Below are 12,064 nucleotides of genomic sequence, written 5' to 3'. Positions count from 1 at the left end.
ACGCTCCGTTTCTTGATCATTGGACGGCGGGTCTGTTAAATCCCCGCTGTGACCTCCCCCGCTGATCTGCGCCTGACCCAGTACGCCCACGGCGGCGGCGGCGCGGGCAAGCTGCCGCCGGGCGAGCTGGAGGGGCTGATCTCCGGGCTGACCGGGCCGGCCCCCGGCGACGGCGCGCTGCTGCTCGGCGCCGACGACGGCGACGACGCGGCCGTGCTGCGGCTCGACGCCGAACGGGCCGTGGTGTCCACCGTGGACGTGCTGCCGCCGATCGTGGACGACCCTTACGACTGGGGCCGGATCGCCGCGGCCAACGCCCTGTCGGACGTGTACGCCGTGGGCGCCCGCCCGGTCATGGCGCTCAACCTGCTCGGCTGGCCGCGCGACGTGCTGCCGGCCGAGGTGGCCCAGGAGGTGCTGCGGGGCGGCCGCGACACGGCCGCCCGCGCCGGCTGCGCGATCGCCGGCGGGCACAGCGTCGACGACCCCGAACCCAAGTACGGCCTGGCCGTCACCGGCACCGCGGACCCGGACCGGCTGCTGCGGCTGGACGACGGCAAGCCCGGCCTGCCGCTGTCGCTGACCAAGCCGCTCGGCACCGGCGTGCTCAACGCCCGGCACCGCGCCACCGGCGAGGTGTTCGCCCACGCCGTGGAGTCGATGGCGACGCTCAACGCCGACGCCGCGCGGCTGGCGCTGGCGGCGGGCGCGCGCTGCGCCACCGACGTCACCGGCTTCGGCCTGCTCGGCCACCTGTTCAAGCTCGCCCGCGCCAGCGGGGTCACCGCCGTGATCGACGCCAAGGCGGTGCCGTACCTGGACGGCGCGCGCGAATCCGTGCGGGACGGCTTCGTGCCCGGCGGCACCCGCCGCAACCTGGCGTGGGTGTCGCCGCACACCGACTTCGGCCGCATCGCCGAGGAGCGGCGGCTGCTGCTGGCCGACGCGCAGACCTCCGGCGGCCTGCTGGTCGCCGGGGAGATCCCCGGCGCGGTCGTCATCGGCGAACTCGTCGACCGCGGCCCGCACACGCTCGTCGTCCGCTGAGCCCGGCACCGCGACGGCAGTCGGGCGGGCGCGCGGTCCCCCTAAGACGCGGGCCGCGGGCGCAGGACGGGGCGCAGCTCGTCCAGCACCGCCGGATCCTCGATCGTCGCGGGCACCGGGGCCTCGCGTCCGTCGGCGATGTCGCGCATCGCGCCGCGCAGGATCTTGCCGGACCGGGTCTTGGGCAGCGCCCGCACCACCGCGACGTCCTTGAGCGCCGCGACCGGCCCGATCTGCTCGCGCACCATCCGGACCACCTGGTCGCGCAGCACCGCGCCGTCGGCGTCCGCGTCGCTCTTGAGCACCACCAGCGCGCGCGGCACCTGGCCCTTCAGCGGGTCGCGCACGCCGATGACCGCGCACTCGGCCACCGCCGGATGCGCGGCGATCACCTCCTCCATCGCGCCGGTGGACAGCCGGTGCCCGGCCACGTTGACGACGTCGTCGGTGCGGCCCATCACCCACAGGTAGCCGTCCTCGTCGATGTGGCCGCCGTCGCCGGTGAGGTAGTACCCCGGGTGGCGGGTCAGGTACGACTCGACGAAGCGCTCGTCGTCCTGCCACAGCGTCGTCAGCGCGCCGGGCGGCAGCGGCAGCCGCACCACGATGTCGCCGTCCACGCCGGGCGGGGCCGGGGCGCCGTCGGGCGTCAGCACCCGCACGTCGTACCCGGGGACGGGCACCGACGGGGACCCCGGCTTGACCGGCAGAGGCTCCAGGCCGCGCGGGTTCGCCGCCATCGGCCAGCCGGACTCGGTCTGCCACCAGTGGTCGATGACGGGACGGCCCAGCCTGTCGGCCGCCCACTGGTAGGTGTCGGGGTCGAGCCGTTCGCCGGCCAGGAACAGCGCGTCCAGGCCGGACAGGTCGTAGGAGGACAGCAGGGCGCCGTTCGGGTCCTCCTTCTTGACGGCGCGGATCGCGGTGGGCGCGGCGAACAGCACCTTCACCCGGTGCTGCGACGCCACCCGCCAGAACGCGCCCGCGTCCGGCGTGCCGACCGGCTTGCCCTCGTACAGCACGGTGGTGCATCCGGTCAGCAGCGGCCCGTACACGATGTAGGAGTGCCCGACGACCCAGCCGACGTCCGAGGCGGCCCAGAACACGTCGCCGGGCCCGACCCCGTAGATGTTCTCCATCGACCAGCGCAGCGCGACCGCGTGCCCGCCGTTGTCGCGCACCACGCCCTTGGGCCGGCCCGTCGTGCCGGAGGTGTAGAGGATGTACAGCGGGTCGGTGGCGGCCACCGGCACGCAGTCGGCGGGCTCGGCCCGCGCGACGGCCTCGTCCCACTCCACGTCGCGCGGCCGCACCAGGTCGGCGTGCAGCTGCGGGCGCTGCCGGATCACGCAGCGCTCCACCTTGTGCGAGGCCAGCTCCAAGGCCTCGTCCAGCAGCGGCTTGTACGGCACCAGGCGGGCGCCCTCGATGCCGCAGGACGCGGACACCACCGCCTTGGGCCGGGCGTGGTCGATGCGCGCGGCCAGCTCGCGCGCGGCGAACCCGCCGAACACCACCGAGTGCACCGCGCCGATGCGGGCGCACGCCAGCATGGCGATCACCGCCTCCGGGATCATCGGCAGGTAGATCACCACGCGGTCGCCGACGTCGACGCCCTGCGCGCGCAGCGCCCCGGCGAACCGCGCGACCAGATCGGTCAGCTCCCGGTAGGTGTAGGTGCGCACGGTGCCGGTGACCGGGCTGTCGTAGATGAGGGCGGGCTGGTCGCCGCGGCCCTCGTCCACGTGCCGGTCCAGGGCGTTGTCGCAGGTGTTGAGCTCGCCGCCGGTGAACCAGCGGTAGAACGGGGGAGCCCCGTCGTCGAGGACCCGGTCCGGGGGGACCAGCCAGCGGATGTCGCGCGCCGCCAGGCCCCAGAACCGGGTCGGGTCGGAGATGCTGCGTTCGTACGCTGCCGCGTAGGCGCCCATGTGGTCCTCCGGTCGGGTCCCCCGCCCCAGTTCGCGTTTCGGGGCGCACCCCTATAGGGCATTCCCGCGGCGGTGTTCGTCAAGTCCCGCGGCGGCGTTTCACCGACCGGCCGCAACGCGTCCGGACGCGGCGATGTTACTTAGCTGCGGAAATCAAGTAACCGCCTTGTAAGGTGTTTCACATGCCTCCCCCGCAGCAAGCCGGCCCCGCCTCCGCCGCGTCCGCCGACGCGGCGCCCGCCGGGACGCGGCCCGACGCGCCGCCCGGCGTGCCAGCCGACATCGTGGAGATCGAGCGGGCGCTGACCCGGGTGGCGCACCTGCTCACGCGGCACCGGCAGCACGACCGGACGGTCGCGGCCGCGGGCGTCCCCGTGGACCGCGCGGCCGTGCCGCTGCTGCGGCTGCTGGACGACAGCGCCGAGCCGCTGCGCCCCAGCGAGCTGGCCGCCCGCCTCAACGTCGAGGCGCCGCACATCACCCGCCTGGTGCAGCGCCTGGAGAAGGTCGGCTACGTGGACCGGGTGCCCGACGCCCGCGACCGCCGCGCGCAGCGCGTGCGGCTGCGCGACGAAGGACGCCACGCGGTCGAGTGCATCCGCGCGGCACGGCGCCGCTGGATGCACGAGGCGCTCGCCTCGTGGTCGGAGGAGGAGCGGCGGCAGCTCGCCGAACTGGTCAACCGCATGGTCGACGACATCCTCGCCCACTCGGCCGAACAGGGCTGCGCCGGACCCGGAGCATGACCGGGCCCATACCGTAGCGCGCCCGGACTCGTTGACGGGCGGTTTTTCGGACCTTTCCCGGCGCGGTGTTCCTCGCGCCGTTCTGGTCCGCCATTGTTCGGGGCGGTTCGCGCCCTTATCGCCGTTCCGTGGATTTCCGGGCGTCCGTTCCCGGAAGCGGCGTCGACCGCCCCTTCTGCGGCGCCCGCCCCGCGGTGCGCCATCTGGGATCGCCCATCCGGAACGGAAATTGTGATCTCATACTGTGGGCCGAATCGGCTTTCGCCGCGGCCCCCGGCGTCCCTAGGGTTGCTTGACGTGGACTCCCGGCCATATGTCCCTCGTATCCGCGTGCTTCGTGACAGTCTTCTCGGCGGACGCCTTCCGCGCGCCCATTCCGTCCTCGGGCGGCGCGCCGCGGCGCCCGGTTCCCGGAAAGGGAGCTGATGCAGGTCGTCGCAACCGCCGGGCACGTGGGCCACGGCAAGTCCACGCTCGTGCGCGCGCTCGCCGGCGTCGGGCCCGCGGGGCGGGACGAACCGGGAGACGCCGACCCCGAGGGCTCCCGCCCCGGCGCCCCGTCCCTCGGACTGGAGGTCGCCCTGGCGACGCTGCCGTCGGGCGAGCGGCTGGCGTTCGTGGACGTCCCCGGCCATGAACGCGCCGTCCCGACCATGCTGGCGGGCGCGGGCCCCGTCCCCGCCGTGGTGCTGGCGGTGGCGGCCGACGAGGGGTGGATGCCGCAGTCGGAGGAGCACCTCGCCGCCATCGACGCCCTCGGCGTGCGCAACGGCGTGCTGGTGGTGACCCGCTCCGACCGCGCCGATCCCAGGCTGGCGCTGCGCCAGGCGCGCGAGCGGCTCGCCCGCACCGGCCTGCGGGGCGCCGAGTCCGTCGCCGTCAGCGCCGTCACCGGCGCCGGCCTCCCGGAGCTCACCGCGGCGCTGGACCGCCTGGCCGGACGGCTGCCCGTGCCCGACCCGGACGCTCCCGTCCGGCTGTGGGCCGACCGCGTCGAACCGGGCGCGGGCGGCGCGGTGGTCCACGGCACGCTGGCCGCCGGGACGATCCGTGTGCGCGACGAGCTGCTGCTCATGCCCGCCGGGCGGCGCGTGCGGGTGCGGTCCGTCGAGGCGGGCGAGGGGCCGTGCGAGGCCGCCGTCGGCGCGGCGCGCGTGGCGGTGCGGCTGGACGGCGTCGCACCGGGGCGGGTGGCGCCGGGCATGGCCCTGGTCACCCCGGACGGGTGGACGGCCACCGCATGCGTCGACGTGCGCACCGGGTTCGGCGAGGCGTCCGGGCGGCTGGCGCGGCGCATGACCCTGCACATCGGCGCGGCGGCCGTGCCGGTGGCGCTGCGGCCGCTCGGCCCCGACACCGCCCGCCTGACCCTCAACACGCGGCTGCCCCTGCACGTCGGCGACGCGGCCGTGCTGCGCGATCCCGCCCGCCGCGCCGTCGCCCGGGTCAGCGTGCTCGACGTGCGCCCCCCGGTGCTGGTGCGGCGCGACGACACCGCCGCCCGCGCCCGGGAGCTGGCGTCCTGGCCGGACCGCCCCGGCGGCGAGGTCGTGCTGCGCCGCCACGGCGTGCTGCACCGCGCGGAACTGGCGGGGATGGGCTGCGCGGCGCCTCCGGGCGCGGTGCGGATCGGCGAGTGGCTCGTCGACCCCGACCACTGGGAGGCCCTGCGCCGGCGCCTCGTCCGGCTGGCCGCCGAACGCGCCGCGATCCGCCCGCTGGCCCCGGGCCTGCCGCTGGAGCGGGCGCGGCTGCGGCTCGGCCTGCCCGCGCGCCGGCTGGTCGAGGCCTTGGCGCGGCCCCCGCTGCGGCTGGCGGGCGGCCGGGTGTACGGCCCGGAGCAGGGCCCGCCGCCGCAGGTCGTCATCGCGGCGGGCCGGTTGCGCGAAGAGCTGGCGGACGCGCCGTTCCGCGCGCCCGACGCGGCGCGGTTGGCCGAGCTGGGACTCACCCCCGAGGTGCTCGACGCCGCCGAACGCGCGGGCGCCGTCCTGCGGCTCGGCGACGGCGTCGTCCTGCCGTCCGGAGCCGACCGGGAGGCGCTGCGGATCCTCGGCGGGCTGCCCCAGCCGTTCAGCGTCGGCCAGGCGGCGCGGGCCCTCGGCACGGACCGCCGCACGGCCGTCGCCCTGCTGGAGCATCTGGACGGGCTGGGCGCGACGCGGCGGGTCGGCGAAGGACGCCGCGTCCCGGGCCGGTGACGGCCCGCGGGCGCCGGCGCGACCCCAGGGACGATCCGGAGAAAACCGTTTGAACCGGCGGGCCGCGGTCTGGCGTCATAGTTGCGGTCCGGCTGCCGTCGATCACGGAGAGGAGCAGGTGATGCCGTACCGTACGCTCGAAGGCGGCCGCGTTCCGATCCGGATGTGGACGGACCCGGCCACCGTCGAATCCGTGGCGCTCGACCAGCTGCGGAACGTGGCCGAGCTGCCGTGGGTGGAGGGCGTGGCGGTCATGCCCGACGTCCACTACGGCAAGGGCGCCACCGTCGGCTCGGTCATCGCGATGCGCGACGCGGTGTCCCCGGCCGCAGTCGGCGTCGACATCGGCTGCGGCATGACCGCGGTGAAGTCGTCGCTGACGGTCGAGGACCTGCCCGACGACCTCGGCCGGCTGCGCTCGCGCCTGGAGAAGGCGATCCCGGTGGGCCGCCACGGGCACAAGACGCCGGTGGACCCGTCGGCGCTGCCCGGGCTCAAGGAGCGCGGCTGGCACCACTTCTGGAAGGGCTTCGAGGACCTGCACCCGAAGGTGCGCGGGCGCTTCGGCCGGGCCCGCGAGCAGATGGGCACCCTGGGGTCGGGCAACCACTTCCTGGAGGTGTGCGCGGACGACGACGGCGCGGTGTGGATCGTGCTGCACTCCGGTTCCCGCAACATCGGCAAGGAACTGGCCGAGCACCACATCGAGACCGCCCGCAGGCTGCCGCACAACCAGGACCTGCCCGACCCGGACCTGGCGGTGTTCCTCACCGGCACCCCCGCGATGGAGGCGTACCGCCGCGACCTGTTCTGGGCGCAGGAGTACGCGCGCCGCAACCGCGCCGTCATGCTCGCCCTGGCGCAGAACGTGATGACCCGCCAGTTCGGGGAGAAGCGCTGCCAGTGGGGCGAGGTCATCTCCTGCCACCACAACTACGTGGCCGAGGAGGTCTACGACGGGATGGAGCTGCTCGTCACCCGCAAGGGCGCGATCCGCGCGGGCGCGGGCGACCTGGGCATCATCCCCGGCTCGATGGCCACCGGCACCTACATCGTGCGCGGCCTGGGCAACCCGGACGCCTACAACTCCGCCTCGCACGGCGCGGGGCGCAGGATGAGCCGCAACCAGGCCCGCAGGACGTTCACCGTCGACGACCTGGTGGAGCAGACCCGGGGCGTGGAGTGCCGCAAGGACGGCGGCGTCCTGGACGAGATCCCCGGCGCCTACAAGGACCTGGAGTCGGTGATCGAGGCGCAGTCCGACCTGGTGCAGGTGGTGGCGCACCTGCGGCAGTTGATCTGCGTCAAGGGCTGAAGACGGGAACCCGCGGCGGGGGAGCGGGTGACCAGGGGGAGGAGGCGGCGGCCCGTGCCGAGCGGGCCGCCGCCGACCGCGACCGCCGCGCATCGGAGGCCGACGACGCTGCCGGCTACGCCGGCGGTGAGGCGGACCCGGCGAGAACGCGGTCGATGAACGCGGTGACGTCGGCGAGGACCTCGTCGCGGTTGGTCTCGTTGAACACCTCGTGCCGGGCCGCGGGATAGATCCGCTCGGTCAGGTCGGAGCCGCGGACGGCCTCGATGCCGGTGCGGGTGCCGTCCAGGGGCACCAGCCGGTCGTCCTCGCCGTGGACCCACAGCGTGGGCAGCGCGCCCAGCGATCCGTGCGCCGACGCCGCGCGGATCGCCGCGTCCAGCGCCTCCAGCGTCGGCCGCTTGAACGGGCCGTGCCAGACCAGCGGGTCCTCCGCGTACGCCTTCCCGACGTCCGGGTCGCGCGACAGGGTGTCCGGGTCGATCGGCACGTCCGGGATCTCGTCGAGGGCCAGCAGCCGCGACAGCGCGTCCCAGCGGCCCAGCACCGGCCCCGACAGCACCAGCGCGGCCAGCTCCGCGCCGTGCAGCTGCGCGTACCGGGTGGCGATCAGCCCGCCCATCGAATGCCCGATCATCACCGCGGGCAGGCCGGGGTGGTCCTCGCGGGCCGCCGCCGCGACCGTGTGCACGTCCGCCACCAGGTCGGCGACGTCGTGGATCAGGACGCGCTCGCCCGCGGACAGGCCGTGACCGGCGTGGTCGGGCCCGCACACCACGGCGCCGTGCCGGACCAGCGCGTCGGCGACGTGGTCGTATCGGCCGAGGTGCTCGCCGTACCCGTGCACCAGCACCGCGACATAGCGCGGATCCGGATTGGGCCAGGTCCGCGCGGTGATCGCTCCGCGCGCCCCCGCGAACTCCCATCGCCGTGCCACCGCCATCGCCGCACCTCCGCGCCGCTTCGACGATCCTTCGCGACGGCCGTTTCCCGGACGACCGCTCCGTTACCGTCTCGTGCGATGAGCGGATCGTCAACCACCGCAATAGGCTGGTTGTTACGGCAAATCAGGCGGCCCGCCGGAATCGGGGCCGCCGCGGGAGCGGAAGGGCCACCGTGCTGGTCGACACCTTCGGTCGTACCGCCACCGATCTGCGGGTCTCCCTGACGGACCGGTGCAACCTGCGGTGCTCTTACTGCATGCCTCCCGAGGGCCTGGAGTGGCTGCCCAAGCCTGAGGTGCTCACCGACGACGAGGTGGTGCGGCTCGTGCGGGTGGCCGTCGAACGGCTCGGCGTCACCGAGGTCCGCTACACCGGCGGCGAGCCGCTGCTGCGGCGCGGCCTGGTCGACATCGTGCGGCGGACCGCGGAGCTGCGGCCCCGCCCGCAGATCTCGATCACCACCAACGGGATCGGGCTGGACCGGCTGGCCGTCCCGCTCGCCGAGGCGGGCCTGGACCGCGTCAACGTGTCCCTGGACACCCTCGACCGCGCGGTGTTCCGGCGGCTGGCGCACCGCGACCGGCTCGACGACGTGCTGAAGGGCCTGGCGGCCGCGGCCGACGCGGGCCTGGCGCCGGTCAAGGTGAACGCGGTGCTGATGCGCGGCGTCAACGACCACGAGGCGGTGCCGCTGCTGCGCTACTGCCTCGAACGCGGGTACCGGCTGCGCTTCATCGAGCAGATGCCGCTGGACGCCCAGCACGGCTGGACCCGCGAGGGCATGGTCACCGCGGACGAGATCCTGGCCAGGCTGGGGGAGGAGTTCACCCTCACCCCCGAGGACCCGGCGGCGCGCGGCAGCGCCCCGGCCGAGACGTTCCTCGTCGACGGCGGCCCGGCCGCCGTCGGGGTGATCGCCTCGGTGACCCGGCCGTTCTGCGGGGCCTGCGACCGGGTCCGGCTCACCGCCGACGGGCAGGTCCGCAACTGCCTGTTCGCCACCGAGGAGTCCGACCTGCGCACCGCCCTGCGCGGCGGCGCGTCCGACGAGGAGCTGGCCGAGCGGTGGCGGGCCGCGGTGCGCACCAAGCGCGCCGGGCACGGCATCGACGACCCCAGTTTCCTGCAGCCGGCCCGCCCCATGTCGGCGATCGGCGGGTGAAAACGGCGTGTGAGAACGGCGGGTGAGGACGTCGCACGCGGAGCGGGCCTTGGACGAGGCGTTCGACGCGGTGGTGCTGGCGGGCGGCCGCGCCCGCCGGATGGCCGGCGCCGACAAGCCCGGCCTGCCCGTCGCAGGCAGGAGCCTGGCCGCCCGCGTCGCCGACGCCGTGCGGGACGCGGGACGCCTCATCGTCGTCGGCCCGCCGCGCGCGGAGCTCCCGCACGCGATCGCCGTGCGCGAGGACCCGCCCGGCGCCGGCCCCGTCCCGGCCCTGCGCGCGGGGCTGGCCGAAGTGCGCGCGCCCTGGGTGGCGCTGCTGGCCGCCGATCTGCCGTTCCTGCGGCCCCGGCACGTCGCCGCCCTGCTGAACGCCGCGCGCGACGCCGAGGGGGGAGGGGCGGTGATGGTCGACGACGAGGGCCGGGAACAATGGCTCCTGGGATGCTGGCGGGCCGCCCGCCTGAGCGCGGCGCTGGCCGACTACCGGGGCGCCTCGCTGCGCGGGCTGCTGGGCCCGCTGGAGCCCGTCCGGGTCTTCCTCACCGGACCCGACGCGGCGGGGAGGCGGCCCCCGTGGTACGACTGCGACACCCCTGACGCGCTGGCGCGCGCCCGGCGCCTGCTGACCGACGGGGAGGAGTGACGATGCTGGAGGAATGGATCAAGGCCGTCTGCCAGGAGCTCGGCCTGGACCCCGGCGAGGTCGACCGAAGACTGGTGCTGGACCTGGCGCGCGACGTCGCGCACGGCGTGGCCCGGCCCGGCGCCCCGCTCACGGCGTTCCTGCTCGGCCTGGCCGTGGGCCGGGGCGCGTCCGCCCGGGACGCCGCGGCCCGCATCACCGAGATGGCCGAGGGCTGGAAGCAGGAGGACGGCGCGCCGGACGCGGCGCAGCCGCCGACCGGCGTCGCCTGAGCCCGGGCCCGGCCTAGGCCGGCTCGTCCAGCTCGGAGAGGGGGACGACGTCGCGCAGGAACCCGCGGCGGTCCAAGAACGCCGACAGGTGCTCGCGGTGCGCGTCGCACGCCAGCCAGATTTTGCGCCGCTCGGGGGTGTGGATCTTGGGGTTGTTCCAGCGCAGCGCCCATACGGCGGCGGCCCGGCAGCCCTTGGCCGAGCACTGCGGTTCCTCGTCGTGCGGAGCCCCGGCGGTCGGCGCGGGGGTCGGCGGGACATCGGTCACGTGTCCAGATTGGCACATCCGTCCGGTGCGCGGCGCACCCGGACCAGGGGTTTGAACCGTGACACGTCCGGACAGGATCCGCTCCGTGCGCACCGAGCCGACGTCCCAGCCCACGGCGGTGCGGTGCGCCCGGCGGCGCTGGCAGGCCCTGGCGGTGTGCCTGGTCGCCGCCTTCATGACCCTGCTGGACGTCAGCATCGTCAACGTGGCGCTGCCGTCCATCCGGACCGGGCTGCACGCCTCCGAGTCGGGCCTGCAGTGGATCGTGTCGGGCTACGCGCTGACGTTCGGCCTGGTGCTGGTGTCGGCCGGACGGCTCGGCGACGCGCGCAGCCGCCGCGCGGTGTTCATGGCCGGGCTGGCGCTGTTCACCGCGTCCAGCGCCGTGGCCGGGGTCGCCCCGACCGTCGGATGGCTGGTCGCTGCCCGTCTGGTGCAGGGCGCCGCGGCGGGCGTGCTGCAGCCGCAGACCGCCGGGCTGATCCAGCAGCTGTTCGTCGGCGCGGAACGCGGGCGGGCGTTCGGCGCGCTCGGCGCCGTCATCGGCATCGCCACCGCCGTCGGGCCGCTGCTCGGCGGCGTGCTGATCGCCCTGGCCGGGGCCGAGGACGGCTGGCGCTGGGTGTTCTACGTCAACGTCCCCGTCGGCCTGGCGGCGCTGCCGCTGGCGCGGCGGCTGCTGCCCCCGCCGCGGTTCGGGGAGCGGCGCCCGCTCGACCCGGTCGGCGTGCTGCTGCTCGGCGTCGGCGTCGTGTGCGTGATGCTGCCGTTCGTCCAGGAGCGGCAGTGGCACGGGGCCGGCCCCTGGCTGCTGCTGCCGGCCGGACTGGCCCTGATCGCCGTGTTCGCGCTGTGGGAGCGGCGGCACCCGTCGCCGATCATGGACATGGCGCTGTTCCGCCGCCGCTCCTACGCGCTGGGCACGGCCGTCGCCGTGCTCTACTTCGCCGGGTTCACCGCCGTGTTCTTCACCTACACCCTCTACCTGCAGATCGGGCTCGGGTACAGCGCGCTGGCGGCGGGCGCGGCGATGACCCCGTTCGCGCTGGGCTCGGCCGTGGCCGCCGCCGTCGGCGGGCGTGTCGTGGCGCGGTACGGCCGGGCCCTGGTCGCGGCGGGACTGGCCGTGGTCGCCGCCGGGCTGGGCGCGGTGCTGGCCGCGGTGGAACTGCGGCCCGGACCCGACGTGGCGTGGTTCACCGCCGTCCCGCTCCTGGTGGCGGGCGCGGGCAGCGGCCTGGTCATCGCGCCCAACCAGACGATCACCTTGGCGGAGGTGCCGCACACGGGCGGCGGCAGCGCGGCCGGGGTGCTGCAGACCGGGCAGCGGTTCGGCGCCGCCGTCGGCATCGCCGCCACCGGCGCCGTCTTCTTCGCCGCGGTCGCGCGCACGCACGGCGACTGGGCGGCCGCCTTCCGGCACGGCCTGTTCGTCGTCGTCGGGTTCGTGCTGGCGGCCTTCCTCACCGCGCTGTACGACCTGGCCGGCGGCTCCGCCCGGGGGCGCGGACGGCCGCACCCGCCGACCCGCC

General features: G+C 75.6%; 11 protein-coding genes. 8 read left to right on the top strand and 3 right to left on the bottom strand.

Features of this window, described 5'->3' with window-relative positions:
• Nucleotides 1-48: 48 nt before the first annotated feature.
• Nucleotides 49-1,047 carry a selenide, water dikinase SelD gene (selD, locus tag AR3_RS03445; RefSeq protein ID WP_067908223.1) on the top strand — a complete coding sequence of 333 codons (999 nt, stop codon included), beginning with the start codon at nucleotides 49-51 and terminating at the stop codon, nucleotides 1,045-1,047.
• 41 nt (nucleotides 1,048-1,088) lie between these two features.
• Here selD and AR3_RS03440 read toward each other — a convergent pair whose 3' ends face one another.
• Nucleotides 1,089-2,978: a propionyl-CoA synthetase gene (locus AR3_RS03440; RefSeq protein ID WP_067908220.1), complete on the bottom strand. Its 1,890-nt coding sequence runs from the start codon at nucleotides 2,976-2,978 to the stop codon at nucleotides 1,089-1,091.
• Between the two features lie 182 nt (nucleotides 2,979-3,160).
• On the opposite strand from AR3_RS03440, the gene AR3_RS03435 reads away from it, so the two are divergent.
• The 3 genes from AR3_RS03435 to AR3_RS03425 all read left to right on the top strand — a co-directional run bounded on the left by AR3_RS03435 (nucleotide 3,161) and on the right by AR3_RS03425 (nucleotide 7,240).
• Entirely contained in the window at nucleotides 3,161-3,724 is a 564-nt protein-coding gene (locus AR3_RS03435) for a MarR family winged helix-turn-helix transcriptional regulator (RefSeq protein ID WP_083950898.1), read from the top strand.
• 425 nt (nucleotides 3,725-4,149) lie between these two features.
• The gene (locus AR3_RS03430) at nucleotides 4,150-5,925 is read left to right on the top strand and encodes a SelB domain-containing protein (protein WP_067908217.1); all 1,776 of its coding nucleotides are present in this window, start codon (nucleotides 4,150-4,152) and stop codon (nucleotides 5,923-5,925) included.
• Between the two features lie 121 nt (nucleotides 5,926-6,046).
• Nucleotides 6,047-7,240, top strand: coding sequence for an RtcB family protein (locus AR3_RS03425; RefSeq protein WP_067908213.1), 1,194 nt, complete (start codon nucleotides 6,047-6,049; stop codon nucleotides 7,238-7,240).
• 115 nt (nucleotides 7,241-7,355) lie between these two features.
• Here the strand turns inward: AR3_RS03425 and AR3_RS03420 are convergent, their stop codons facing one another.
• Nucleotides 7,356-8,183 (bottom strand): alpha/beta hydrolase, encoded by an 828-nt coding sequence (locus tag AR3_RS03420; protein ID WP_067908210.1) that lies wholly within the window; start codon nucleotides 8,181-8,183, stop codon nucleotides 7,356-7,358.
• Between the two features lie 173 nt (nucleotides 8,184-8,356).
• Here AR3_RS03420 and moaA point away from each other — a divergent pair, with 173 nt between their 5' ends.
• Genes moaA through AR3_RS03405 form a run of 3 tightly spaced genes read left to right on the top strand, consistent with a single transcriptional unit; the run spans nucleotide 8,357 to nucleotide 10,264 of the window.
• Nucleotides 8,357-9,346, top strand: a complete 990-nt coding sequence (moaA, locus tag AR3_RS03415; RefSeq protein ID WP_067908206.1) for a GTP 3',8-cyclase MoaA — start codon at nucleotides 8,357-8,359, stop codon at nucleotides 9,344-9,346.
• A 49-nt stretch (nucleotides 9,347-9,395) separates the two neighbouring features.
• Complete coding sequence (mobA, locus tag AR3_RS03410; RefSeq protein WP_067908203.1) at nucleotides 9,396-9,992, top strand: molybdenum cofactor guanylyltransferase; 597 nt, start codon at nucleotides 9,396-9,398, stop codon at nucleotides 9,990-9,992.
• Nucleotides 9,993-9,994: 2 nt separating this feature from the next.
• On the top strand, nucleotides 9,995-10,264 hold the full coding sequence (locus tag AR3_RS03405; RefSeq protein ID WP_067908199.1) for a DUF6457 domain-containing protein: 270 nt from the start codon (nucleotides 9,995-9,997) through the stop codon (nucleotides 10,262-10,264).
• A gap of 13 nt (nucleotides 10,265-10,277) precedes the next feature.
• Here AR3_RS03405 and AR3_RS03400 read toward each other — a convergent pair whose 3' ends face one another.
• Entirely contained in the window at nucleotides 10,278-10,532 is a 255-nt protein-coding gene (locus AR3_RS03400; RefSeq protein WP_067908197.1) for a hypothetical protein, read from the bottom strand.
• An 85-nt stretch (nucleotides 10,533-10,617) separates the two neighbouring features.
• Here AR3_RS03400 and AR3_RS03395 point away from each other — a divergent pair.
• Nucleotides 10,618-12,064, top strand: a 1,447-nt coding sequence (locus AR3_RS03395) for an MFS transporter (RefSeq protein ID WP_067908194.1), incomplete at its 3' end; no start/stop codon positions are given.

The sequence above is a fragment of the Actinomadura rubrobrunea NBRC 15275 genome (assembly GCF_001552235.1).
Taxonomy (GTDB): Bacteria; Actinomycetota; Actinomycetes; order Streptosporangiales; family Streptosporangiaceae; genus Spirillospora; species Spirillospora viridilutea.
This window is presented reverse-complemented; position numbering and strand designations above follow the sequence as displayed.